Here is a 26,810-nt window from a genome sequence, read left to right as displayed (position 1 = left end):
CCACCTAATAAGGTGGCCGCAATGTTTAATAGCATGGCTAAACAGGTACTAGAACGCGACATTCAGTCCCAACCAAACACGGCGACCGTCGTCCACGTAGCCGTACTCTTCGTAAGTAATGCGCTCATCAAATAGGTTGTAGATACCCGCGTTCACCGTGGTGCTATCGTTAAGCTTGTAGCCCATTCCTGCATCAACAAAGGTGTAGGAAGGTGCCACCACTGAGCTACTTGATGGGCCGGTAGTGGGCTGGCTCTCCTCTCCACGGTAGCTCACTTTTGTCCATTGGTTGAGTCGCGAGTTGACCTGCCAGTCAAGCGTAGCCGAGACCTGATGGCGCGGTAGCTGCGTCAAAGGCTCACCAGCATATTGGCCACTTTTTTGTTCGGAGTCAGTGAAGGTATAGCTAGCCGTTAACGAGACTGCATCTGTCAACGGCGCTGCCAGACTGGCCTCCACCCCTTGCGTAATCGCCTCATCCACGTTGACGCGATAAGTAGGGTCGCTGCCAAAATCATTACGGCCATCGGTACAGATATCAACAGGGCAAGCAATACGCGTAATTTTATCGTCAAAGTCGTTGTGGAACAGCGTCAAACTGCCGCTTAGCCCTGCATCATTGGCGTAGAGCAGTGCAATCTCTTTGTTAAGCGACGTTTCAGGTTTAAGGTCCGGGTTACCGTAAATATTGCCACCGCGGCTGACCTGCCCCCAATCGGGAGTGATTTCGCGTAGGCTTGGCGAGCGATAACCGGTTGAAACGCCCCCTTTAAGCGTCCAGTCAGGTGTCACATTCCAAACGCTGTACAGGCGCGGGCTGACGTGGCTGCCGAAGTTATCGTCGTCATCGACGCGTAAACCACCGGTCAACGCCCAGGTGTCGGTCAACATCCACTCATCTTCTACAAATAGCGCCCGCTGGCTATTTTCGATTTCAGTCCGGTCAGATATCTTGTTGGTGGTGGTATCGTTCAGCGATTCCTCTTCGTAGCTCGCGCCAACAGTCACTAGGTGCATGCCTAGTGGGATCACCGCGCTGGTTTTAGCGGTAGTATTGGTAATTTCGATATCGCGGGATTTGTTGTCGCTACGCTCACGCTGTACAAAGGTCTCGCTGGTGCCCCAGTCAAAGCGGCCACTGTGGGTAACGGCAACGTGAGTATTGGTGTATTCGCCGATACTGTCGGTGCAACCACCTCGGCAACCCTCAGCAGCGCCAGAACGCCCCATCCGCGAGTGGCGATCCTGTTCGGTAACGCCGGCTTCGGCGGTGAAGTCGTGATTATCATTCGCCGCGAAGTTCAGCCGCGCGGTAAGACTTTGCAGGCTTTTCTCTTCGTAGCCATTCAAAATATCATCTTCATCCCGCTCAGACGCACGCCCATAAAGCTGCAGACCTAATCGGTCACCCACTAACGGCCCGCTTAGGTAGAAATTCGCTTGGCGGCTGTCTCCAGAATTGCTGTTCTCTTGTAGCACCGTGTCGAGCTGCACGTTACCGTGCCATTCATCGGCCACCTTACGGGTAATCACGTTGATCACACCACCGATAGCGTCTGAACCGTATAGTGTCGACATTGGCCCACGCACTACCTCAATACGCTCAATCGCTTGGAGTGGCGGGAGCCAGTCCTGCTCGAACCCAGCGCTACCATTCGGGCGTGATTCCCGGGAATTTTGCGGACGTCCATCCACCAAAATTAAGGTGTACTGGGAGGGCATGCCACGAAGTGAAATATCATTGCCACGGTCACCTGCGCCGCCACCGGTAACAACCACACCCGGCACATCACGCAGCGCGTCGGTGATATTTTGATAGTGTCCACGCTCAAGCTCTTCCCGAGAAATAACACTAATAGAAGCAGGCGCACTGGTAATTTGCTGTTCAAACCCCGATGCGGTAACCACAACATCATCTAGCCGAGGTGTTTCTTGTGCCAACACGGCGCTACTGGCCAATGAAGAGATGGCACCGGCCAATAGCGTGCGACGCAAACGAGAAGACATAGCAGGGTTCCTTTAATGTGAAAGAGCACTCGCAATCAAATACGAATCATTAATATTCGCATTTTTGCATAATTCTTACACAAAGAGGTCGCACAGTGCGTTCAGCCATTCGGAACACAAATGCCAATTATTTTCATTAACATCATTAAATGGCACAATAGCGTTTCAATTGTTGCCCAGTGGCCCCGACCATGTACGATTTTGATGAACTCGCCGCCTTTGCCGATGTGATGACTACCGGTAGCCTAACGCGCAGCGCACAAAAGCTAGGACTTGCTAAATCGACACTGAGTCGCCGCATTAGTCAGTTAGAAGCAAGATTGGGTCAGCCACTGCTCAGGCGGCAAGCCAACCGGCTGATTCCTACGGAAGCGGGTCTGCTATTTCATAACTACTGCACAGAACTGCTAGCGATGGCGGCACATAGCCAAGAAGCGCTGGCAGAACTGCGTGAGGAAATCAGCGGAAAAGTAACACTGGAAGTTCACGGGGCATTAGCACGAGGCTGGATGGCAGGCGTCGTTGATGCATTTTTAACCCGCTATCCTAAGGTGGAATTAACCCTCCACACGCGAGAATCTCCGCCCACTAAAATGCACAGTAACAGTGTGCACATCTGGCTAGGGGCAACGCACGAATGCGGTCTCAATCAGGAGCGCTTAGGGCACTTGACTCGCGGCCTTTATGCCAACCCCAGCTATCTTGCCAACGCTGGTTACCCTCAGCATCCAAGCGAGCTAGAATCACACGCGTGGATTGATTTACTCGATAGTGCTTCTAGCGGCCTGCTGTTCCACCATGCTCATCACGACGACTTTCTGTTTAATGCCCCCGCTCGCGGCTGCGCGTCGATCTAACCGTGCTTCAAATTGATGCCATTGCTTATGGTCAAGGCATCGGGCTGTTGCCCCACTGGGTGGTTGAAAAACGCGAGAAGCATCATCCCGGTGATTTAGTCAGCTGCTTGCACGGCTGGGAACCCGCCCCGCTGCCAATCACCATGCTGTACGCTTATGGCCACCATTCGCGCCGAGTTAACGCACTGCTCGAGTTTTTACGCGAGCAAGTTCCTGCTGCCTGGCAATCCAATCACTCCACCACTAGCGCTGAATAACCAATTCACCTTGCCAGTTAGCGGCCTAATTAACGACAATGAGTCGCTAATCATCGTCAAGGAATGGTAATGCTCGCCGAACTTTTTGCTGTGATGGCGCCGGTACTCGCCGGTGCTGGGCTGGGATATCTGTGGGTACGCTTAGGGCATCCCTACCCCGTCGATTTCATTACTCGTTTGGTGTTTAACATCGGTACACCCGCGCTGGTGCTTGCCTCACTTTCTGGGGCTAATATTGATGCCAATAGCTTTGGACAGATGATGCTTGCCACGACGCTGGTGATTCTCATCATGGGCGCAGCGAGCTTTGTGGTCGCCAAACTGTTGCGCCGCAGTTGGCGCGTATTGCTCGCCCCGATGATGTATCCCAACACCGGCAATATGGGACTCCCTGTTGTTCTGTATGCCTTTGGCAGCGCAGGGTTTGCCTATGGTATTACGGTGATGGTGACGGTCTCGCTCTTTCAGTTCACCTTAGGGGCTGTTCTCAACAGCAACGGAAGCCCGACTAAAACGCTGCTTAAAACGCCCACCGTCTATGCCATTTTAATTTCGATGGCATTGCTGTTAACCGACACATCACTGCCCCCTTGGTTAGCCAATACGGTCGACTTGATGTCTGGTTTCACCGTACCACTTATGTTGATCACGCTCGGTGTTTCCCTAGCCAGCATCCAGGTAAAAAGCCTGCGTTCCGGCATCGGTTTTAGCCTAGTACGTATCCCTCTTGCTGCTGGGGCAGCGTGGCTAATTGCGGGTTGGGTTGGCCTGCCCCCTCTGGCACAAAGCATTCTGGTGCTGCAAATGTGCATGCCTGTGGCAGTGTTCAACTACTTGTTCGCCCAGCGTGCCCAGCGCGAACCGGCCTATGTCGCCAGCCTCGTTTTTTGCTCTACACTGCTTGCCCTGGTGTATTTACCGATACTGCTGGCATTTCTGATGTAGCGTTTTTGATATAGCCCGCCGGATATATGGCAACACAGGGAACCCCGCTCGCTTTAAGTAGTCACTGCTAGGCATGGAACATGATCATCGAAGGCCCCGACGACAGGAGTGAGCATGATGTGCCAACCTCAATCACAAGCACGCCAAGCAGTGTTAACGACGCCTTCTCATCGTTGGTTTCTAACAGCTCTTGGCGGGTTAATGTTGGCGGGCACTGTTAGCAATGCTCAAGCAGAAATGGTTCACGACGCGATCGAAACCGATCAAATGACCTTGTCACTTGAACGTGTGGCGAGTGGGTTGAACAGCCCCTGGGCAGTGGCTTTTTTGCCTGACGGGCGTTTTTTAGTCAGCGAACGCCGTGGTCAACTCACCCTGGTAGATCAGGCAGGTAACCAGCAAACGCTCGAAGGAATGCCCACGATCAGTCACCAGGGGCAAGGTGGGCTTCTCGATATCACCTTGCACCCTTCCTTTGGTGACGGTGAACATGACTGGATTTATTTCACCTGGAGCAAACCCGACGGCAATAACAGTCGCTCAGCACTATCACGGGTTAAGTGGCAAGGGAATTCACTCGGTGAGATCGAGCACCTTTTTGAACAAGATCGCGCTTCTTCACCCGGCCGTCATTACGGCTCGCGTTTGGCGTGGCTAGCAAACGGCACACTATTAATGAGTATTGGAGACCGCGGCGCTAACCCATCCCGAGCCCAAGCAAGCGATGATCATGCAGGCTCCACGCTGCGCCTAACGGATACGGGCGGTGTTCCTGACGATAACCCTTTCGTGGGCGCCGATAGCACCTTGGATGAAATTTACTCCACGGGCAATCGCAACATTCAAGGGTTGACGGTACTTAGCAATGGTGAACCCTGGGCGACCGAACATGGCCCGCGCACAGGCGATGAGCTTAATCACATCAAAGCAGGCAGTAATTATGGCTGGCCAGAGGTTAGCCTGGGAAATGATTATCGGACTAATGAGCCGATTGGCGTCGAATCGAAGCCCGGCATGGTCGACTCGGTTTACCGCTTTGAAGGCCGTTTTGCGCCTTCGGGTCTTACCGAAGTCACCAGCAGCGCGTTTGGTGACTGGCAGGGGCAGCTATTAGCTGGCGGTTTAGCCAGCGAAACATTACTGCGTCTGCAGTTGGAAAACGGCAACGTGGTGGATGAAGAGGTTATTCTTGACGGCCACATTGGCCGCATTCGCGATGTGCGCCAAGGTCCCAACGACGCCATTTATTTGCTAACCGATGGTGATCAGGGCAGCCTTTACCGTTTGCAGGTGGTTAATTAACCCACACTAACGTTATCTGAACCGCGACTCTTTATACTGCCTATTGATACTGTCTATTTATTTATACTGTCTATGCACGCTGCCAATGCTGCTCACTGCTGAACAGCCGGTACTCATCACGGATACCTGATGCGACTACGTAATTTAATTATTTTGACAGTCATCGTGCCACTGTTTGTCATTCTAGTGGTTTTTAGCCTAGTGGCTATCAAGTCGCTAGAAGATAACGTGCGCTCCAAGCTGCAAACCGAAGTTGAGATTATCACCCGTGCACTGGGCACATCACTGAGTTACGCCGTCACTCGTGATAGCGACACCCCACTAGGAGAAGCGTTGCAATCCGCTTTTTCCTTCCACCGTATCTATGGTGCTTATGTGTTCGACACCCAAGGCCGGGAAGTTTATGGCCTTGGTCTGGGCAAGGACCTGTTTTCGCCGGATGAAATTCAGCAGGTTATCAAACAAGATGATCTGTACAGCAATTACCGCCAGCAGGAAGGCTGGACGTACTACTCAGCATTGATTCCGCTGCGGGCGCAAAACGGCATGGTGAAAGGTGTTCTGCAAGTAAACCGACTTAACACCGGCATCGAAAACTACACGGGTTTTATCAGCATTGTGGCAGTTCTGGTGTTCGTGATCGGAGCGGCCGGTATTGTTTTTAGCATTTGGTGGGGCTTTAGGCACTATATAGAACGACCGCTCAACCGTCTTTTGCACGTGATGTTACTTGTGGAAGATGGCGACCGCAGCCAACGGGCTACGGTAGATGGTCCGACGGAATATCGCCGCTTAGCATCAGGCTTGAACGGCATGCTAGATGCCATGGCAGAAAAAGATCGCGATATTGATGCCCGTCGGCAGCGCGAAATCGAATTAGAAAAGCGCCTGCGCAAATCTAAAAAGCTGGCGGAGTTAGGCGTTTTGGCGGCCGGTGTCGCCCATGAAATTGGCGCGCCATTAACCGTCATCAATGGCCAAGCCCAGCGCTTAGCCCGCAGGGACACCATTGGCGATGACGAACGTGCACGATTAGGCCGTATCCGAGGCGAAGTCGAAAGAATTGTTCAAATTGTCCGCCAATTAATGGAGCTAGGCCGACAACATAACGTAGAGAAAGACACGCAAGCGTTGGATCAGCTTATTCTGAGTGCCAGTGAGTTAGTGGAAGAGGAGCTGGAGCCACGAAATATTCACTTGGATATTGATCTTCCCTCACCTACCCCCCATCTATTGGTCAATGGGCAGCAAATTGTGCAAGTACTCACCAATCTATTACGCAACGCAGCGCAAGCACCAGACGTTAGCTGTATACGCCTTAGCGCCAAGCAATACACTGAAGAGTTAACGCTCTGGGTGGAAGATGACGGGCCGGGCATTCCAGCATCGCATCATCAGCAAGTATTTGATCCTTTCTTTACAACCAAACCGGTGGGCCAAGGCAGTGGCTTAGGGCTCTCCATGGTGCATCGCATTATTAACGACCACGGCGGGACGATTGGCGTATTTGATAGCGGCCTTGGCGGCGCTGGATTCGAGATTACGCTCCCCCTTAGTGAAACCGCATCCGCTTGAGGAAAACGTTTGTGACCCATCAGGAACACCTTTTACCTTTATTGGTAGTGGAAGATGACGCCGCTATACGTGAGTTATTAGAAGAAGAGCTCAACGACGCGGGCTATGACACGCTAGGCGTTCCCAGTGCCGAAGACGCCTTGGCGCTACTAAGCCATACAGCTGTGGCGATGATGATTACGGATGTACGTCTTCCAGGAATGACCGGCATTCAGCTACTTCAGCAACTGCGTCAAAGCGGCAGCGAGCTGGGCATTATTGTCATCACTGCCTTTGGCACCATTGACCAAGCCGTCGAGGCGCTAAAGCTGGGTGCCGACGACTTTCTAACTAAACCATTGGATTTAGATGCCATTCGCGAGGCAGTCTTCCGTGTCCTAGAGCGCCAGCGCTTGTCTCTCTCCCACGATACTGAGTTGAGCCAGTTTCACGGCATTATCGGAAAAAGCTCAGCAATGCAGTCTCTGTTTCATGATGCATCTCGGCTGGCTAAAAGCGATGCGCCTATTTTGATTCTGGGCGAAAGCGGTACCGGTAAAGAGCTATTAGCTCGCGCTATCCATCAAGAAAGCAAACGCCACGAAGCACCCTTTGTGCCTGTTAACTGTGCCAGCATTCCTGCTGATCTAATGGAAAGTGAATTTTTTGGCCATGTAAAAGGGGCATTCACCGGGGCTAACGAAGCGCGCCGGGGTCTGTTTCATAGCGCTCAAGGCGGCAGCCTGTTTTTGGATGAGATTGGCGAAATGCCGGTTAATCTTCAAGCCAAACTGCTGCGCGCGCTACAAGAAAAGACGGTACGACCCGTTGGCGGCGAGCGTGAGGAGCCGGTAGATGTTCGCATCATTGCCGCAACCCATCGCAATCTTGAAAAAGAGATCGAACAAGAGAACTTTCGCAGTGACTTGTTCTATCGCCTTGAGACGTTCTCTCTGCGCATTCCTCCACTGCGTGAGCGTGGCACCGATATAGAGCATCTTGTATTTGCATTAATCGACAAACACGCCGAAGCGCAAAGTAAGCAGATTGAACAAATCGAGCCCGAAGCGCTAAATAGCCTGTTGAACTACACCTACCCCGGCAACGTACGCGAGCTGGAAAACGCCATTATGCGAGCCGTAACGCTGAGCGAAGAAGGCATACTGCAGCACCAAGATTTGCCAGAGCGTTTACGCGAACAGGCTAGCCAACATAACGGCTCGGAAATAACGCCGACACTTACTGGTGAAGTGTTACCTGGCACTCAAGTGCCAGCACCTGCACCTACCCGCTGGCCCAGCCTCGAAGAAGTAGAAAAGCGCTACATACGCAAAGTGTTAGAGGCCACCGGCGGCAATAAACGGCGTACGGCTGAAGTGCTGGGTATTGCTCGACGAACGCTTTATCGTCGTTTGGAAGATAACGAGGAATAAATTAACGCAAATTGCCGGCCACTAACCAGTGAGACCGGCTATCTGTGTATATGCCGACAGGCTATACACCACATGCCAAACATGGGCACACGCTGGATTAATGCCAGTCAGTTAAGGCTGACTGGCATTACCCCCTAGCTCCATATAGCAAAGCGGCCAGCCATGTTGAGGAAGACTCAAGCAGCCGATAGCGCCGCTCAGGGCGACCGACATCGCCATAGCCAATTTCTGCATTAACCGCTTGTTCAGCCACTAAAAACTCCAAATAACGCCGCGCTGTTGAACGGCTTGCGCCCATTGCCTGCGCTACCTGCATCGCCGTTTGGGAATCATGTTCGGCTGCCAGCGACTCCACCACACGACGCAGGGTCAAACGGTCAATGCCCTTAGGCAGCGTGCGCGTAGCTTGCCGCGCAGATTCACCTGGCTGTAAGCGAGCAAGCACTTGGTCCAGCTCGTCTTGACTCATTTCAGCCCGGTTCGCCAATGCCTCTCGCTCGCGACGAAAACGTGTCAGCATTTGTGTCATACGCGCCGCTTCAATCGGTTTAATCAGATAATCAAAGACGCCACCACGCAACGCTTCGCTGATGGTTTCTACTTCGCGGGCGGCTGTCACCATGACGATATCCACATGCACATAGTCGCGGCGAATCGCCCATAGCAGCTCCAGACCCTCTACATCAGGCAAGTAAGCATCTAATAAGATGAGCTGAACAGCATCAGCATGCTGGGCCATCAGGGCTTTTGCTTCACTGCCGTTACGTGCCAGCCCCACCACATAAAAGCCGTCGCTCTGCTCAATAAAAGCCTTATGGATATCAGCAATGCGAAAATCGTCTTCGACGACCAAAATACCGTACTGCGCCGCAGACATAGTGTTTCCTCTTCCTGGCGTCGTTATTATGATTTAAGGCGTTGTGGCGACTTGGTCGCAAAGCGAACGATCCAGCACGGCAATAAAGCACGCGCCGCCTAGCTCGCTCTCTTCTAATGTCACCTCGCCGCCATGCTGACGGCACAACCGCGCGACCAGTGCTAATCCAATGCCACGATGTTTACCGGTTTTGGTAGAAAACCCATCTTGAAAGATCGACTCCGCATGCTCGCCGGGCACACCTGAGCCGTTATCCTCTACCTCAATCAACAGCTGCTCGCCCAGATCCGTAAAGAACAGGCGAACTTTCGGTGTGTCACTGTTTGGACCATTAAGCGCTGCATGACAGGCGTTATCTAATAAGTTGCCCACAACGCTAATCATGACCTCCTGCCCAGTGACCGTCAGTGGGCAAGAGAGCGAGCTCTGCTCATCAATTTCCAGCGCAACTCCCAACTCCCCTGCTCGCGTCAATTTACCCAACAAGATGCCGCTGAGTACCGCGTCAGCTACGTGACGCATTAAAAAGCTCATTTGCGCCTGGGCACGTTCGGTTTCATGATGAATCAACGCTAGCGCCTCATCAACGCGATTAAGCTGCAAGAGACCAGAAATGGTGTATAGCTTGTTGGAAAACTCGTGGGCCTGGGCACGCAGCATATCCACATCACGGCTTGCCCGGGTAAGTGCCTGAGAAAGATCAATAATTTCCCGGCGACTGCGAAATGTCGCAACGGCGCCTTCGATCTCTCCTTCGTGCAGAATGGGCACTCGATTAGCCACCACAGGATGGTCGCCCAGCCACATTTCCTGGTCAAACTCTTGCTCGCCGTGCTTTAACACCTCGATCAAGCGCGAGTTGGGCACCACCTCACGAATTGGTTGCCCCAGCAAGACCTGTTCATCCGATAGCCCTAGAAAACGGCGGGCCTGCTGATTCACTAAGGTGATCTGGCCATCGCGGTTAACCGCCAGAATACCTTCGTGGATAGATTGCAAGATGGCCTCTTTTTCCATGGCCAAGCGGGCTATTTCATAAGGTTCTAAACCAAGGATGACTTTTTTAAGGTGCTGCGACAGCCAATAGGCCCCGGCAAATCCTAGCAAAATCATCAGCGCCACTAACGCCCACCCCAGGCTGGTATAGCGAGCCACATCCATATCGACTCGTTCTAGCATAAAGCCCACCGAAACTACCCCGATGATATTACCCTCTTCATCCCAGATAGGCGTTTTGCCGCGCATGGCGGTGCCTAACGTTCCGGTAGCTTCCGATACGTATGACTGACCGTAAATCAGCACCTGATCGTTATCCCCGCCCACCATTGGCTGACCAATACGCTCAGGCACGGGGTGCGAGTAGCGAATCGACTGGGCATTCCCCACCACCACATAACGGGCACCGGTTTCATGGCGAACGCGTTCAGCAAGCGGCTGGATAATCAGCGAAGGGTCGGGGGTCGAGAAAGCATTAACAATTTGCGGCATGCCCGCGACGGTTTTGGCCACTGCCAATGCCCGTTCGCCCATTTGGTGGGTGATAATTTCTGCTTTACGGTGGTTCAGATAGGTGCCTTGCGCTAGCAACATACCCGCCAGCAGAAAGCCGACCAGCAGCATGACTTGCAGGCGAAAACTTCGCTTGTACCAGCGGCGTTTGGCACGAGTACGGCGCCAGCGCTGTAATTCGGCCAACGTACGTGGGCGTGGGGCGGTCATAAAGGAACTCACTAGGCGCGACAGCGTCATTATGGCATGCAGCGCCAAGCGGCGTTAGCCGTTGCGCTTTTTCGACTATTTACTTATTTAGCAGCCACTGATTTTGTTTTTATCGATATACTCAGCGCTTTTAAAGCGTGCATGACGAACTCTCATCCTGCAACATCGCAGCCGCTCACAAAGACCGCTACTCAGGAGGAGTTACTTGTTGAGTTTATTAAGAAATGTCTTATTAGCTAGCTTGTCGCTATGGGCAACTTCCGCCGCTGCTTATCCATTTTACGCCCCACCACCGCCACAAGATGATACGCCGGTGTTTAGCGGCGATGCCGAACTTGGTTTTACCCACCTTTCCGGCAACACCAATAGCCAAACATTGATCGGCAAGACACGGCTGACTTGGCTGACGGGGGATTTCACTCATTCGCTGCGCGGTGAAGTCCGCAATGTGAGTAAAAACGGAGAAACCAGCGCTGAGCAATATTTAGTAGCAGGCAGGGAGCGTTTTGATTTTAGCGGCCCCCACTATCTGTTTGGCTTTGCCCGCTGGGAAAAAGACCGCTTTGCCGGCTACGACCAGCAGCTTTCTGCCATTGGTGGCTATGGGAGGCAATTGCTAGCGGGTGAACAACATTCACTATCGTTAGAAGCAGGCCCTGGCTATCGTAATGACCGATTACGCGGCGCTGATAATGAGCAATTGGCAGTTGCTTATACAGCACTCGACTATCAATTTGGCTTCTCAGATTATGCGGATATCGTTCAAGAAATGTCGGTGGAATATACCCGTCAGAACACTACAGCGCGTTCATTAACGGCACTAACGGCTCGACTAAATTCACGACTTTCGCTACGCCTTTCCCATGAAATCAAACACAACTCGCAGCCGCCTGAGGATACTAGCGAACGTACTGACAGCACCACCAGCGCATCACTGCTCTATCACTGGTAGCGCGCCGCTGCTTTCCTGTCACACAAAGAAATATTTTTTATTATCAGTGGTTTACAAAAAACGCCGACCAATTGCGGCTGCCATTAACCTATTCATCATGGTGCATCTCGCTTATTTTTCGCACTATTTTTATGCAACCCTCCTCGAGCATTAGACTTTGGTCTATATACAAGATATACTGTCCACAGTTTCCTGTCCTCGCGCCATTCATTGAATGGCGCTTTTTTTTGTTTCGAAAATCGGATGCTTTTAGGCATTACGCCTACTCACGCACGGTTTAGTTAAGCTCAATGCTCTGCTTACCCATCCCCTGATTAAACATACTCCTGATTAAACATAGGTGTTCTTAATGAACCACCCTGCCAAGACAAGCGAGGGCACTATGCGGTTTTCCCTCGGCGATCCCATCGTACTGGTGCTTAGCATCGGTTTCATCGTGGCGTTTCTTGCCCTCTCCTTTTATGACATTGATCTTGTCGCCAACTCAATCAGCGCCGGCTTTGCTTGGACAGCCCTAGTGCTAGGCAGCTACTTTCAATTGTTACTGTTACTGACTTTTTTTATTGCCATTGGTCTAGCAGTTACGCCAGCGGCAAAAGCCAAGATTGGCAATCTTGATGCACCAGAAATGAGTACCTTTAAGTGGCTATCGATTATTCTGTGCACATTGCTGGCAGGAGGTGGGGTCTTCTTCGCCGCCGGAGAGCCGGTCTATCATTTTGTGGTAACGCCTCCTGCCTTTGACACCGAAGCGGGCACCGCCGAAGCCGTCTCAAGCGCCCTTGCCCAATCGTTCATGCACTGGGGCTTTTTGGCCTGGGCGGTACTTGGCTCGCTAACCGCGGTGGTGCTTGCCCACGCTCACTATGTGAAAGGCCAGCCACTGCAACCACGCACACTGCTTTACCCGGTTTTTGGCGAGCGGCTTATGCGTGGCCCGCTAGGTAGCGTGCTAGACGCTTGCTGCGTGATTGCGTTGGTAGCAGGTACTGTCGGCCCCATCGGATTTCTAGCGACTCAAGTAAGTTTTGGCTTGCATGAGCTGTTCGGTCTTCCCGACGGCTACCTCGGGCAGCTTATTATCCTTGCGGTACTAGGTTGCATTTACGTGCTCTCTTCGATGAGCGGTGTTCATAGAGGCATTCAACTACTTAGCCGCTTTAACGTACTGCTGGCACTTGCCATTGGCGCGGTGATCATCGTGTTTGGCCCTACGCTGTTTTTGGTCAACACTTATATGTCGAGCATGGGCGCTTACATTAGTAATTTTTTCACCATGGCAACCATGACCGCCGACACCGCTCCCGCTTGGTGGATGCAGTGGTGGACCGTCTTTTTCTTTGCCTGGTTTATTGGCTATGCACCGCTGATGGCGATTTTCGTGGCACGTATTTCACGCGGACGCAGTATTCGCGAAATGATTCTTGCCGTGGCGGTACTCGCCCCGATTGCGACGACCGTATGGTTCACTCTGCTGGGCGGCTCAGGCGTTTATTATCAGCTCACGGGCGTCATTGATCTGACAGAAGCACTGAATAATTTCCAGTTTGATGTCGCGACGCTTACCGTGGCCCAAGCGCTCCCCGGCGGCACCTGGATGGCACTGGCAATTTTGTTATTGACGACAATTTTTGTGGCCACCACAGGTGATTCGATGAGTTATGCCATTGCCGTAGTGGGGGCTGGCCATGATGACCCAAGCCCATACGTACGTGCTTTCTGGGGGATTGCCATGGCGCTAATGGCGGCGGTGCTGCTGTATATGGGAGCAGGGCAAATTGGTGCCTTACAGCAATTTATCGTGATTACCGCGATTCCCGTTTCACTGATTTTACTGCCATCGCTGTGGAATGGCCCCCAGGCAGCCTATGCCATGGCGCGCGAACAGGGCATTATCGAGTAACGGTTGATAGTCCTTATGCGGCCCTGATGTTATAGCTCTGATGTTATAGCCCTAATGTTATAGACCTTCCAGCAGGCGCAGAATCATCTGCGGCTGCTGGTTGGCTTGAGCCAAAATAGCGATACCGACCTGCTGCAGAATTTGCGCGTGAATTAGATTAGAAATTTCACGGGCATAATCCGCGTCTTGGATGCGCGACTGAGCAGCAGACGTATTAATAATGTTGGTATTGAGTCCATCGATCACACTTTCGAAGCGATTTTGTACCGCGCCTAAATAACTCCGCTGGCGATCCACCTGTTTAATGGCGCCATCTAGCGCCTTAAGCGGGTTATCCGTTGCGTTGCCATCATCTAAAACACTAAAGCTTTCCAGCCCCAATGCCTGCCTATTCATGGCTGCTAAGCGCACCGCAATGCTATCGCCATCGTTAGCACCCACCTGAATATTTACCTCTTTGCTACTATCAAACAAGCCAATGCCGTTGAAGTTACTCTGTTCGGCAAGACGATCAATCTCATCTAGGCGCTGATTGATCTCATTTTGAATTGAGTCAAGATCATCGGGAGCATTAGTGCCGTTAGCCGCTTGAACACTCAATTCACGAATACGCTGCAAGTTATCGTTAATTTGATTGAGCGAACCCTCTGCTGTTTGCACCATGGAAATGCCGTCATTGGTATTGCGAATGGCTTGCTCCATACCACGCAGCTGAGCCCCCATGCGATTGGCAATCGCCTGACCTGCCGGGTCATCCTTGGCACTATTGATACGTAGCCCAGAAGAAAGACGCTCCATAGCGGTCTGCATCGATTGCTGACTGCTACGCAGATTATTCTGCACGATAAGAGACATCAGATTGGTGTTTAGGCTTAGCAACGCTCGTCTCCGAGGCAGGTCAGCCTGCCCAACAGTAGGAGGCTACACTGCTATTATCGGCCGCAACGCAAAAATCATGAGCATGCTCGTTGTTTAAGTGTCCGGCGGCTGGCAGCCAGCACTTCATCTACCGGGCGACGCACGTAGCTATGCTGGTAGTACCCCTCATCGATGACTTCGCCATCCCACGCCACAATATCCAAGTCCATGGTTCTCGGCCCTGATTTAATCGGGCCTCGCACACGTCCGAGACGATTTTCCACCTCTTTTAAGTAAGCGCGAAAAGCGTCGTGATCAAGAGATGTACGCACAAGTAAGGCTGCATTCAGGAAGTCCGGCTGGTGTTGGTAGCCAACCGGCGTTGTGCGAATCGCTTCTGAGCTGGCTATCAGCTCACACTCGCTGCGCAAAATAGTCAGTGCTTCGTGAAAGTGGTGTTCCGGCTCAATATTGGTACCGAGAGAGATTAAGCATTCATGGAGGGGCGTATCTGGCGTAGTGTTTAACGATGAGAGTGGCATAGCTGCATCCTAATCTTGTAGACCCTACTTTAGAAACCCGGCGCTTAGCGTCAAAATTCGAAGGCGGCTGTCAGGTCATATTGATGATACGTAAGATTAGCTTGCCTGCTATTTTGTTCAAGCTATGTACAAGATATTGACAAACGCTACGCTCACGCAGAAAGTCATACTCAACGCTAACGTTAATCCACTTGGGGAACTTGCATGAGTTCATCAGCTGCACTGATCACTGGCGGCGCAACACGTTTGGGACGCTATTTCGCCGAAGCCCTAGCGGCTAAGGGCTATGATATTGCCTTACATGTGAATAGCTCACGGGGTGAAGCCGAAGACGTTGCCAAGACGATTCGCGCCAAAGGACAGCGCTGCGAAATACTGCCATGCAATTTCCTGAGCGACTCTCTTGAAGAACTTGTGACAGCCGCCAAACAACACTTCCCAAACTTAAATGTGCTTCTTAATAGCGCCTCTGCATATGAACCTGCTCCCATTTCAGGCACCGACATGGCCATGCTGGAAACGCAGTTTAGGGTCAATATGTTTACACCGTTGCTGCTCACACGTTACTTTGCAGACGCCGTCGATAGAGGCCAGGTCATTAATATTATTGATAATAAAGTGGCCTATCACCAGTACCCGTATGCCGCGTATCTATTATCGAAAAAGAGCCTTTCTGATATGACGCGTATGGCAGCGCTAGAGTTTGCACCACGCCTGCGTATTAATGGTATTGCTCCCGGCGTGGTACTGCCCGCTTCTCAACGCACCAGCGACTATATTCAGTGGCGAATTGAAGGTATACCCGTTAAGCACCAGGGTGATCCCGCCCACCTTGTACAAGCGTTGCACTATTTATTAGACAATGAGTTTGTTGCTGGGCAAATTCTATTTGTCGATGGGGGTGAGTCGATCAACCTTGAAGGGCAACATTCCGAAAACTATCCAGGCTGAAAGCATTCCAACCTATCTTTCAAATCTATCTTTAAAACTTATCTTTAAAACCTGTCTTTAAAATCTGTCTTTAACGCCCTCTTACGCCATACGCTGCCGATGCTTATTAAGTCATTCGGCAGCTTTTCGTTGACGGTACGTTAAGCCCTGCACGATTTAATCAAAGGTCACATTTCCCACCTTCCATGGACAGAAGAGTTGTCTGTAGACTCGTGAAAGTCGCCTTATTTCAGCTGGCATGCAACCCATCTAGGCGACTATTCCAACAATAAAAAGGAAATTCTCATGGAAAAACTCGCGCAACGACTGGGGCTGCGCACGGACCCCACCATTTTTTTTACTTCGGCTGGCTTGATGGTGCTGTTTCTTGTCGCACTCATTATTGCCCCCGAGACGATCGGAAGCATTTTTGCTGCTGGCCGCAGTTGGGTGGTTACCAATCTTGGCTGGTTCTTTATCTTTGGGGTTAGTTTCTGGCTGGTTTTCCTACTGTGGATAGCACTCAGCCGTTACGGCAATATTCGCTTGGGCGACGAAGACGATCGGCCGGAGTACGGCAATATTTCCTGGTTCACGATGCTGTTTGCCGGTGGTATTGGCACAGTGTTGATGTTTTGGGGGGTGGCCGAGCCGGTCTTTCATTTTGCCAACCCGCCTCATGGCGATATTGAGCCACATACGGTAGAAGCCGCTCGTGAAGCGATGGGCTTTTCGCTTTACCACTTGGGCTTGCATACCTGGACCATTTTCACCCTGCCAGGGCTAGCCTTTGCCTACTTTATTTACCGCTACGACCTCCCTGTACGCGTCAGCTCAGTGTTCTATCCGCTGCTCAAGGAGCGTATCTACGGCCCAATCGGTAAAACGATCGATATCTTTGCGGTACTCGGAACGCTGTTTGGGGTGGCCGTTTCTATCGGGCTAGGTACCTCTCAAATTAATGCAGGGCTAAGCGAACTTTTTGGCGTTGCTGATAGCGTGACCACTAAAGTCATTATCATCATCGTGTTAACGGCAGTCGCAGTAGCCTCCATTGCAGGCGGGCTGGATAAAGGCGTGAAGCTGCTTTCCAACATCAATATCGGCATGGCCGTAGGGTTGATGTTGTTTGTCTTGTTTACCGGTTCGACCGTCTTTCTTCTGCGCGGCATTATCGAAACGCTCGGCATTTATATTTCCAACATCGTGCCGTTGTCGTTCTGGAACGACACGCTAGCGCAATATACCCGTGAAGAAGGCAGCTGGGGCTGGCAGGGTAACTGGACGGTCTTTTACTGGGCCTGGACAGTGACGTGGTCTCCCTTTATCGGCTTGTTTGTTGCTCGTATTTCCAAAGGTCGTACCATCCGTGAGTTTGTCCTTGGTGTGCTGTTTGCACCTTCTGTGTTTACGCTGGTGTGGTTTGCTATTTTTGGCTGGTCGGCCATGGAAATCGATGGTATCGGCGCGGCCGCTCGCGAACAGCTGGGCGACCAGGCCGGTATGATGACGGCCGCTGTCATGGAGAGCGTGCCCTTAGCAATGTTTGCGTTCTTTGAGAACTTCCCCGCTGCTACGCTGATTCAAGGGCTTGCCGTCGTTATCGTGGCAATCTTCTTTGCTACTTCGTCGGACTCCGCGTCGCTGGTCATCGACCTACTGTGTACCGGTGATACGGACCCCGGCCCAATTCATCAGCGGGTATTCTGGGGCGTCTCGGAAGGTGCCGTTGCAGCCATGCTGATCGTACTCGCAGGGGATGCGGGACTAGTAGCGCTACAGCAAGTGATTACCGTCATCGGTCTGCCTATCTTTATCATGGTCTTCGCCATGGTCTTTGCACTGATGAAGGCGCTGATGAAGGAGAAGATCAAAATCGTACGCCCCAAAGGAGCGCCCGAACTGGATAACCTATAAAGGGTTCTAACGTTCTGACGAATATGAATTACAGCGGATGTTTCAACAACAGTGCCGCCCTTTTGGGCGGCACTGTTGTTTAGTTAGCCGTTGTCAATAACCGGCATTCTATTACACACCGTCTACATCACCATGATCAGGTTTTAGATGATCAGACTCATTGGTGTCCTGAACTGACTGATTGGATAGCTGTTCGCTTTCCTGATGGATTGGCGATGTTTCTACCTTTTTACGTTCAGCGGTGGAGTCCAACACGCGCACATTGGCGGGCGGTGTTTTGCCACCTTTCGTTTCACCAAAATAGAGCGTGGTATGCGGGAATGGAATCTCGATACCTGCTGCATCAAAGCGCAACTTCACTAAACGGTTATAGGCACGCCCAACACCCCACTGATCGCCCGGCGTCGTCTTGATCACCACACGAATATTGACAGAGCTGTCGGCCAACGCGGTAACGCCTGCCACTGTCAGGTCAGCCAGCAGTTTATGGCTGTGCTCCTCGCTCTCCTTCAGGTCTTCGAACGCCAACTGCAGCTGCTCAATTGCTTCATCGATGCTCTCGTTATAGCCGATACCGTATTCACCGACGTGGTTACCGTACTCACGCATATAGTTCGACACAGTATCAACGCTGGAGAACGGCACGATATGATAAGTGCCAGACAAATCACGTATCCCTACCGAACGAATACTTAATCGCTCAGCGGTACCAGTGATACCGCCTACCGTTACCACATCACCGGTGTTCATGGCGTTCTCTACCTGAATAAAGATACCGGTAATAACATCCTGAACCAGTTTTTGAGCACCAAAACCAATCGCTAAACCCAGCACACCGGCACCAGCAATGAGCGGCCCGATATTAATGCCTATTTCCGACAACACGATCATGCCGGTAATTGTCACCATGGCAATCACTAAGGCATTACGGAACAGGCTCAACAGCGTTTTAGCACGCGCAGAGGGTTCGCCATGGCCGGTTTCTGGGTTGAGCTTATGCTCAATCAGGCTTGCTAGCCCCAGCCACACACCGAACGCAACGATCAAGATTATGGCGACGCTGGTAAGTTTCCCGACGAGGTTCGCGCCACGTTCGGAGGCGTACCATGCCGCTAGGTTAAACACTCCCCAGGCATCCAAGACGACCATAACGACCGCTATTAATAGCACGGTACGCAGCACACGCAGGGCATTGGGCACATAGCTATTTAAGCGCACTTCCAGCATCGGCAGTTTGCGACGCAGATCATCGGATAGCCGAATACGCCGGCCAATCGTTTGCGTAAGGAACGCCGAGCTCAACAGCCCGATGACCACGGCGGCCAATGTTTTCAAGGTGGCAAACAGCACAAACGGCAATGCATCCCCAGGGCGTAACAAGGTAAGCACAAACACCATCAGGAAGTAGAGCAACGCAAACAAGTGCCAGGTTCGAGCAAACAAGCGCAGCGACACGCGACTAGCGGTCATCGTCGCTCGCGCTGCCATCTGGTTAAGATTGTCACGCAGGCGTACACGGTTTTTAAGCACGACGCCAACCGCGTAGATGAAGGCCAGCAACATAATAAAGGTGCCGACGGCTTGGCCTAGGGTTGCCGCGATATAGAAATTAACCAGCGGCACGACCACCATCAAGCCATAGCCGACCATGCCAATTAAACGCGCTAACCAGCGATTCCAGTAGGACGCTTCTTTTGCTGAAATAGGTAACAAGCGCAGCCCTTCATAGCGTGAAGAGAACAGCATACGCATACCGGCTTTCAGCAGTTCAATCACCAAGAAGGCGTTTAGAAATAGTGAAGCGCGGGTAGAAAGTTCGCCTGTTTCCCCCACCGCAAACGCCGCCACCAAGTTACCGCCAACGTAAGCAAAAGCAACCAACAACACATCTACGACGGCAGCAATAGCGACACATAACACCAAACGCAGCACGGGCGTTAAACCACTGCCCTGCTGAGACCAGCCGCTGATTTTAGTAAATAACGGTTTAGCCAAACGGCGGCAAAGCAAAAATATCGCGAACGTCGCAACAATCACGATACCCAAATTAATTGCCGCACTAACAAACGCGGCCATGTCGAACGAGCTAGCGCCTTGGCCGGTAAATAGGTCGCCCACCACGGCCACTGCCTGCTCTATCTGTCCGCCAACATCACCAACCACACGACTGGTTAGCTCTGCAAGCTGACGGGGCAGTGATACATCCTCAGGGGCAAGGTCACTCCCCTGGGCGGCTGCTTCCGGTGATAACTCACTAGTCAGTTCATTGGGTAACACTGACGCTTGATTTCGCAGCAGCTCAATCAGTTCTTGGCGCGCTTGCTCATCTTCCAGCAGATCGGCAAGTGCCGAATAAGAGGGCTGCTCCTCTGCGTTAGCGGTGTCTTCGCTTCCCGCACTCAACGTCGTTTGAGCGAGTGCAGGCGTTGTCAGAAAGGCGAATAGCATCAATAACCAGACGCCTAGCCAGGGGAATAAACGTAATGGCGTCACACCTAAACCTCCCTTTGGATGAATCTTTCACTCAATGTCATTGCTAACTCTTTTATGCACATCGTTTCATGCACATCATAGTGCACGCTATTCATATTGCACTCTCGGCGAGTGCAAGATTTGTATAATTGATAAACAGGGTAACATGAGAAAAAGAGCGTGGCTCGCCACTCGCCGCGTCAATATTTGTGACATCAACGCGAGTTAAGCTGGCATCATCTGTCGATTTATCCGCACAGCGGCGCCAGCCATTGGTGGGCTAGCGCCAACAACAGTGCATAGCGCGCCCCTTTGGCCACCACAATCCAGAGCAACGCACGCCACCAGGGCAATCTAAAGATACCTGCGAGTACAGTAAGGGGGTCACCCAGAACGGGTGCCCACGAAAGCAGCAAGCTAACTTCACCAAAACGTTTGTACCAACGCTCTGCGCGCGCTAATCCAGTGGGTGACGCGGGGAACCAGCGACGATGTTGAAACTGGCGGGCATAACGTCCCAGCGCCACATTGACCATACTGCCCAGGGTGTTGCCAGCGGTGGCGACGAGCCAGAGCCCAACCGCGGGCTCGCCTAAGCACCACAACCGTGCCAGCCACACCTCTGAGCCGCCAGGCAGTAAGGTGGCGCTAGCCAACGCCACCCAGAATAGGCTAAACATAATGAGTGCCGTCTTTGTCAGTCACTGCAGGTGCGCAAAGCGCCGCTTATCGGGGCAGTTGGCCACCCAGCTGAAGGGTGATTTCGTCGGCGATGGTGCGCACTAACGCACCTAGTGCCAATAGGCGCTCTTCAGGAATACGCGCCATGGGTCCAGAGACTGAAATAGCCGCCAGCGGTGTGCCATGCTCATCGTGAATACAGGCGGCCACGCAGTGTAAACCCACCGCATGCTCCTCGCGGTCGCAGGCAAATCCCTGAGCACGAATAGTCGCCATTTCGATCAACAGCTCATCGGATTGATGCAGGGTATTTTCAGTCACTCGGGCAAGGTCGTAACCTTTAAGCAGCGCGGTACGCTCGTCTTCACTCATCCAAGCCAGTAGGGCTTTGCCCACCCCAGAAGCATGCAGCGGCGCCCGCGAGCCTAGACGAGTAATCATCCGCATCATCTGCGGCGACTCATGCTGGGCAAGAAAGACCGCCGTCGCACCATCCCGAATCCCCAGATTCGCCGTTTCCCCCGTTTCTGCGGTTAAACGGCGTAAAAAGGGCCGACTTTGGGCGACGACATCACGCGCTTCTAAAAAGCTATTACCAATGCGGAAGGTTTTAACATCAATGCGCCAAAGTCCCTGCTCACTCTCTTGCGTCACGAACCCCTGGCTTTGTAGCGCTTGTAACAATCGGTGAGTGGTGGATGGCGCGAGATCAGCCATTTCCGCCAACTCCGATAAAGCTAACCCTAATGGGCTTGCCGACAAATGCTCTAACAGCGTGAGGCCACGTACTAATGATTGGCTGTGCCCACCGCTCGCCTTGGTGGCCCCCGCCGGACGTCCGACTGACCTACGCTTTACGTCACTCACCTTACTTTCTCCTGAAAGCGCCTCTCCTGAAGGCATAAAGTGAGGGAGGATAACGCGCCAGCGGGGCCGCTGTCGCGTTTACGGAAACAAATTCCACCAATGATATCTCAAGCGTTGCTAGCGATGGCGCCACTGGGGTGGGCGCTTGGCGATGAAGGCATCAATACCCTCAGCTGCATCATCTGCCAACATGTTGCACGCCATGGTTTCGCCAGCAAACGCATAGGCTTCCTCTAACGGCATCGCTAGCTGCCGTGCGAACATGGCTTTGCCAGTGCGCACCGCCACTGCGCTCTTGGCGCAGATGCTCGCAGTGAGTTCGCCCACGGCACTATCGAGTTCGCTCTCTTCGGCAACCCGGTTAATAAGCCCCCAGTCCGCGGCCTGAGAGGCACTGATGAATTCTCCGGTCAGCAACATTTCCATCGCCCGCTTTCGCGACACATTACGCGACAGTGCTACTGCAGGTGTCGAACAGAAAAGCCCCACATTGATTCCTGATACGGCAAATCGGGCATTGCTAGCTGCCACAGCCAAATCACAGCTAGCGACGAGCTGGCAGCCAGCGGCCGTCGCAATGCCCTGAACTTTAGCAATCACAGGGACAGGCAAGTTAACGATGCTCTGCATCACCGCGCCACAGCGAGCAAACAGTGTTTGGTAGTAGGCTTTATCAGGGTTCGCACGCATCTGCTTTAAGTCATGCCCTGCGCAAAATGCCTTGCCGTTCGCAGCCAACACCACGCAGCGCACATGCTCATCCTGGGCAATGTCATCAAGCGCACGTTGCAGCGCCGTCAACATATCCTCAGACAATGCATTAAAGCGTTCAGGCTGGTTTAACGTAAGGGTCGTTACCCCTTGATAATCAGTGCGTTGCAGAAGTTCTGAAGACGCCAGTGGCGCATCTGAAGAGGCAGACATAGAAAGCTCCTAGACAGTCGAGAGTTGCTCAGTCTAGCGCGTACAAAGGCTAATGTTGGCGAGATACGACCAAAGAGGCCTCCTGAAGAGCAGGAGGCCTCGTGAGTTACGTGTTTGCGCGGTTGCCCTTGCGCTGGTTATAGCCTAGAGGATGGGGTTCACCACGGGCCTTAGCCAGTTCGATTTGGCGTTGACGCTCTCGGGCGGCAGCGCGGGTTTTTTCGGGGAGTGAGTCGATGCAGTGAGGGCAGCTGATGCCCGGCTCGTAGGCCGATGACTGCATATCATCAAGCGAAATAGGCATACGGCAAGCGTGGCACTGCTCATGCTCACCTTCGCTAAGGTCGTGGCGCACGGTGACGCGGTTATCAAACACGAAACACTCACCACGCCATAAGGACTGCTCTTCCGGGACCTTTTCGAGGTAGTTCAGCACACCGCCTTTAAGATGATAGACCTCTTCAAAGCCCTCTTTCAGCATAAAGCTGGAGGCCTTTTCACAACGGATGCCACCGGTGCAAAACATCGCGACTTTCTTGTGCTTTTCTGGGTTGTAGTGCTCACGCACGTACTCAGGAAACTCACGGAAGGTGGTCGTTTTCGGGTCAATCGCCCGCTCAAAGCTACCAATCGCCACTTCGTAATCATTGCGGGTATCAATCACCAGCACGTCCGGGTCGGAGATCACGTCATTCCAATTTTCCGGCTCCACGTAGGTGCCAACGGTGTCGTTAGGATCAATATCCGGCACGCCCAGGGTGACGATCTCTTTTTTCAGTTTCACCTTAGTACGGTAAAACGGCGTTTCGTCACAGTAGGACTCTTTGTGGTCGATATCGCTTAAGCGAGGGTCGGCGGTCAGCCAGGCCAGCAGGGCATCAATGCCTTCGCGAGTGCCCGCCACGGTGCCGTTAATGCCTTCTTTAGCCAACAGCAGCGTGCCTTTAACGTTGTTATCGACCATTGTCTGACGCAGTGGCTCACGCAGGGCTTCAAAGTCGTTCAGAGTGACAAACTTATACAGTGCCGCGACCACAATGGGCGGCATTTGGGTGGTTTCCGTCATGGAATACTCCTGGTAGTCGCCCTCGCAAAGGGCGGACCGGGTAAATAAACGCGCATAGTTTAGCAAACAATTCAGGCAAAGTGCTGCTCTGCCTGACAATGACTAGGGCGCGCTGAGCAATCGTCGATTTATTCGATCTGACCATCTAAAAAGCTTCACCCCACGCGCCCGTCGAGCGGGCGTATATTGGTGTTATTCCTACGACGTTTTCGGAGAACACCATGCACATCCGTCGTTCTAACGAGCGAGGCTATGCCGACCACGGCTGGCTGCGCTCTTTCCACACCTTTTCGTTCGCCAACTATGTGGACCCTAACCATATGGGATTCCGCGCGCTGCGGGTAATTAATGAGGATCGAGTCACCGGCGGCCAAGGTTTTGGCGCCCATCCCCACCAGGATATGGAGATCATCTCCTACGTGCTGGAAGGGGAAATGGAGCATAAGGACAATATGGGCAACGGCGAGGTCATGCGCCCAGGCGATGTACAGCGTATGTCCGCAGGTACTGGCGTATTGCACAGCGAGTTTAATCATTCAAAAGAGAACGGGCTGCATTTCCTGCAGATTTGGATCGAGCCGGCCAAACGCGGCATTGCCCCTAGTTATGAGCAGAAAGCCTTTCCAACCGCTGAACGCCAGGGACAGTGGCGCTTAGTCGCTTCTCAAGATGGTCGCGAAGGCTCGGTGAGCGTTAACCAAGACGTTAACCTTTACGCTGGCTTGTTCGACGCTGGCGAGCAGGCGGCGGCCCCACCATCACGCTATGCCTGGTTGCATGTGGTAAAAGGCACGATTGACGTTAACGGCGAAACCCTTGGCTCTGGAGATGCCGCCGCCTTTCAACCGGGTGAAACATTTAGCCTAACCGGCGGACAAGCAGCCGAAGTGCTGCTGTTTGATCTAGCCTAGCGCAACCTCAGCCCTGAAACGAAAACGGCCCCGAAAGTAGGTAATGCCATATTCCCGCTAAGGGCATGCGGGAATGACGAAGTGGCGGGGCATGCGGGAATGACGAGGGCGGCTCGGAAGGCTGGGGTCGAGTCATCGTCAGGCTCTTATTAAACAAAAAACCCAGCCCATCGGCTAATACCAGTCATTTAAGGCTGACTGGCATTACCCCCTAGCTCCATATGGCAAAGCGGCCACCTCCCAAAGCGTGCACCGCGCGTCATTCCTGAGTCACCACACCGTCATTCCCAAGTCACCGCACCGTCATTCCTGAGGCACCGCACCGTCATTCCCAATTCACCGCACCGTCATTCCCGAGTGGGGTTATCGGGAATCCACCTTGACCTTGGCCTGCAGCAGCCCCAAATCCTAGGTCAACATGGATTCCCGCTAAGGGCATGCGGGAATGACGAAGTGGCGGGGCACGCGGGAATGACGCGGGCGGCTCGGAGTACTGGGGTCGAGTCATCGTCAGGCATTTATTAAACAAAAAACCCAGTCCATCGGCTAATACCAGTCATTTAAGGCTGACTGGCATTACCCCCTAGCTCCATATGGCAAAGCGGCCACCTCCCAAAGCGTGCACCGCGCGTCATTCCTGAGTCACCACACCGTCATTCCCAAGTCACCGCACCGTCATTCCTGAGGCACCGCACCGTCATTCCCAATTCACCGCACCGTCATTCCCGAGTGGGGTTATCGGGAATCCACCTTGACCTTGGCCTGCAGCAGCCCCAAATCCCAGGTCAACATGGATTCCCGCTAAGGGCCTGCGGGAATGACGAAGTGGCGGGGCATGCTGGAATGACGAGGGCGGCTCGGAGTACTGGGGTCGAGTCATCGTCAGGCACTTATCAAACAAAGCAAATCGGCGGTTTTTTTGCGTTCAGAAAGAAAAAAGCCAGCCAGCCTTGCCACAAAAAAACCCCGCTGGCGCGGGGGAAAAGGATGATAAACCGTGTGGAGCAGCCGCAGGGAACAGACAGCTGGGTCGGCTTATCATCGTAGGGAGCGTTAACGATTACTGGCCGCTATTCATCTCATCGTCATTCTCATCAGCACCTGGCATCGGGTCAGTACCTTCACCAAATCCTGGGGTTTCTTCAGGATCTTCTGGATTGCTAGCCTCTTCATTGGGCATAGATCCTTCGCCGGTCATAGACTCTTCACCGGGCATAGGTTCTTGTGATGCCGCTGCTTCATCACTTAGTCCAGGATCGCCCATGGCGGAGTCATCTGACGCTGCAGGCTCATCGTTCATCATGGGGTCAGAAGTAGTATCCGATGCGGTAGCATCACTTGCAGTAGTTGCCTGTTCAGTAGAGGAAGTCGCATCTTGTTCCATCGTTTCTGGCTGTTCGGCAGGCGGCATGGGTTCTTCATCGCTACCACAACCAGCAAGGGCTAATGTGCTAACGGTAGCTGCTAACATGCACAATGTAAGAACACGGGGGCGTTTGGTAACTTGATTATCCATTAGTCTTACCTTCCTTCTAGCCAAAATATCGATTAACTGCTTAATCTACTGCATAGCTCATACCAAAAAACCAAAAAATATAATTTTTTTATAAAAATCAAAATCTTATAAAAAACACCAGATTAATTCTATGTCCAGAAAATTGTTGCTAAGGGTTAAAACTGACACATGTGACACCTTTTGACGTTTAGCGGAGGAGGCGTTGTGACACACCCTGCCCACTTATGTATAATAAATATTAATAAATAACTAAACCAAAACTTAAATTCTAATTATGAACCGTTTTGTGTCGCTGTTTGCAGGGAAAGCCATCTGGTACC

At 52.5% G+C, this 26,810-nt stretch carries 20 protein-coding genes and 1 pseudogene; 10 read left to right on the top strand and 11 right to left on the bottom strand.

Going from position 1 to position 26,810, the window contains the following annotated elements:
- Window positions 1-48 precede the first annotated feature (48 nt).
- The gene (locus INT19_RS10755) at window positions 49-2,007 is read right to left on the bottom strand and encodes a ligand-gated channel protein (protein ID WP_193060716.1); all 1,959 of its coding nucleotides are present in this window, start codon (window positions 2,005-2,007) and stop codon (window positions 49-51) included.
- Between the two features lie 191 nt (window positions 2,008-2,198).
- Here INT19_RS10755 and INT19_RS10750 point away from each other — a divergent pair.
- The 5 genes and pseudogenes from INT19_RS10750 to INT19_RS10730 all read left to right on the top strand — a co-directional run bounded on the left by INT19_RS10750 (window position 2,199) and on the right by INT19_RS10730 (window position 8,355).
- Window positions 2,199-3,121: pseudogene (locus tag INT19_RS10750) on the top strand (LysR family transcriptional regulator).
- 69 nt (window positions 3,122-3,190) lie between these two features.
- Window positions 3,191-4,066 (top strand): AEC family transporter, encoded by an 876-nt coding sequence (locus tag INT19_RS10745; protein ID WP_193060715.1) that lies wholly within the window; start codon window positions 3,191-3,193, stop codon window positions 4,064-4,066.
- Window positions 4,067-4,180: 114 nt separating this feature from the next.
- On the top strand, window positions 4,181-5,368 hold the full coding sequence (locus INT19_RS10740) for a PQQ-dependent sugar dehydrogenase (RefSeq protein ID WP_442311424.1): 1,188 nt from the start codon (window positions 4,181-4,183) through the stop codon (window positions 5,366-5,368).
- Between the two features lie 129 nt (window positions 5,369-5,497).
- Entirely contained in the window at window positions 5,498-6,943 is a 1,446-nt protein-coding gene (locus tag INT19_RS10735) for a sensor histidine kinase (protein WP_193060714.1), read from the top strand.
- An 11-nt stretch (window positions 6,944-6,954) separates the two neighbouring features.
- A complete protein-coding gene (locus INT19_RS10730; RefSeq protein ID WP_193060713.1) occupies window positions 6,955-8,355 on the top strand; it encodes a sigma-54-dependent transcriptional regulator in 1,401 nt (466 codons plus the stop codon).
- A 127-nt stretch (window positions 8,356-8,482) separates the two neighbouring features.
- Here INT19_RS10730 and INT19_RS10725 read toward each other — a convergent pair whose 3' ends face one another.
- On the bottom strand, window positions 8,483-9,232 hold the full coding sequence (locus tag INT19_RS10725) for a response regulator (protein ID WP_193060712.1): 750 nt from the start codon (window positions 9,230-9,232) through the stop codon (window positions 8,483-8,485).
- A gap of 33 nt (window positions 9,233-9,265) precedes the next feature.
- Window positions 9,266-10,951, bottom strand: coding sequence for an ATP-binding protein (locus tag INT19_RS10720; protein ID WP_193060711.1), 1,686 nt, complete (start codon window positions 10,949-10,951; stop codon window positions 9,266-9,268).
- A gap of 208 nt (window positions 10,952-11,159) precedes the next feature.
- Between INT19_RS10720 and INT19_RS10715 the strand changes: the two genes are divergently transcribed.
- Entirely contained in the window at window positions 11,160-11,903 is a 744-nt protein-coding gene (locus tag INT19_RS10715; RefSeq protein WP_193060710.1) for a DUF481 domain-containing protein, read from the top strand.
- A gap of 349 nt (window positions 11,904-12,252) precedes the next feature.
- The gene (locus tag INT19_RS10710) at window positions 12,253-13,806 is read left to right on the top strand and encodes a BCCT family transporter (RefSeq protein WP_193060709.1); all 1,554 of its coding nucleotides are present in this window, start codon (window positions 12,253-12,255) and stop codon (window positions 13,804-13,806) included.
- Between the two features lie 57 nt (window positions 13,807-13,863).
- Here INT19_RS10710 and INT19_RS10705 read toward each other — a convergent pair whose 3' ends face one another.
- Together INT19_RS10705 and folK are read right to left on the bottom strand one after the other, a co-directional pair.
- Window positions 13,864-14,685 (bottom strand): flagellin N-terminal helical domain-containing protein, encoded by an 822-nt coding sequence (locus INT19_RS10705; protein ID WP_319022085.1) that lies wholly within the window; start codon window positions 14,683-14,685, stop codon window positions 13,864-13,866.
- A 74-nt stretch (window positions 14,686-14,759) separates the two neighbouring features.
- On the bottom strand, window positions 14,760-15,206 hold the full coding sequence (gene folK / locus INT19_RS10700) for a 2-amino-4-hydroxy-6-hydroxymethyldihydropteridine diphosphokinase (RefSeq protein ID WP_193060707.1): 447 nt from the start codon (window positions 15,204-15,206) through the stop codon (window positions 14,760-14,762).
- A 204-nt stretch (window positions 15,207-15,410) separates the two neighbouring features.
- Between folK and INT19_RS10695 the strand changes: the two genes are divergently transcribed.
- Complete coding sequence (locus INT19_RS10695) at window positions 15,411-16,157, top strand: SDR family oxidoreductase (protein WP_193060706.1); 747 nt, start codon at window positions 15,411-15,413, stop codon at window positions 16,155-16,157.
- A gap of 285 nt (window positions 16,158-16,442) precedes the next feature.
- Window positions 16,443-18,053, top strand: a complete 1,611-nt coding sequence (locus INT19_RS10690) for a BCCT family transporter (RefSeq protein ID WP_089040319.1) — start codon at window positions 16,443-16,445, stop codon at window positions 18,051-18,053.
- 111 nt (window positions 18,054-18,164) lie between these two features.
- Here INT19_RS10690 and ybiO read toward each other — a convergent pair whose 3' ends face one another.
- From ybiO to trhO, 5 genes are all read right to left on the bottom strand, one after another.
- Window positions 18,165-20,546, bottom strand: coding sequence for a mechanosensitive channel protein (ybiO, locus tag INT19_RS10685; RefSeq protein ID WP_193060705.1), 2,382 nt, complete (start codon window positions 20,544-20,546; stop codon window positions 18,165-18,167).
- 227 nt (window positions 20,547-20,773) lie between these two features.
- Window positions 20,774-21,205: a YqaA family protein gene (locus INT19_RS10680; protein WP_193060704.1), complete on the bottom strand. Its 432-nt coding sequence runs from the start codon at window positions 21,203-21,205 to the stop codon at window positions 20,774-20,776.
- A 46-nt stretch (window positions 21,206-21,251) separates the two neighbouring features.
- Window positions 21,252-22,073 (bottom strand): IclR family transcriptional regulator, encoded by an 822-nt coding sequence (locus tag INT19_RS10675; protein ID WP_089040316.1) that lies wholly within the window; start codon window positions 22,071-22,073, stop codon window positions 21,252-21,254.
- Window positions 22,074-22,190: 117 nt separating this feature from the next.
- Entirely contained in the window at window positions 22,191-22,997 is an 807-nt protein-coding gene (locus INT19_RS10670; protein ID WP_193060703.1) for an enoyl-CoA hydratase, read from the bottom strand.
- A gap of 106 nt (window positions 22,998-23,103) precedes the next feature.
- On the bottom strand, window positions 23,104-24,063 hold the full coding sequence (trhO, locus tag INT19_RS10665) for an oxygen-dependent tRNA uridine(34) hydroxylase TrhO (RefSeq protein ID WP_193060702.1): 960 nt from the start codon (window positions 24,061-24,063) through the stop codon (window positions 23,104-23,106).
- A gap of 221 nt (window positions 24,064-24,284) precedes the next feature.
- Between trhO and INT19_RS10660 the strand changes: the two genes are divergently transcribed.
- Entirely contained in the window at window positions 24,285-24,974 is a 690-nt protein-coding gene (locus tag INT19_RS10660; RefSeq protein ID WP_193060701.1) for a pirin family protein, read from the top strand.
- A gap of 1,060 nt (window positions 24,975-26,034) precedes the next feature.
- Here the strand turns inward: INT19_RS10660 and INT19_RS10655 are convergent.
- A complete protein-coding gene (locus INT19_RS10655) occupies window positions 26,035-26,490 on the bottom strand; it encodes a hypothetical protein (RefSeq protein ID WP_089039601.1) in 456 nt (151 codons plus the stop codon).
- Between the last annotated feature and the right edge of the window lie 320 nt (window positions 26,491-26,810).

It is taken from the genome of Halomonas sp. 3A7M, from assembly GCF_014897875.1.
In the GTDB taxonomy this organism is placed as follows: domain Bacteria; phylum Pseudomonadota; class Gammaproteobacteria; order Pseudomonadales; family Halomonadaceae; genus Vreelandella.
This window is presented reverse-complemented; position numbering and strand designations above follow the sequence as displayed.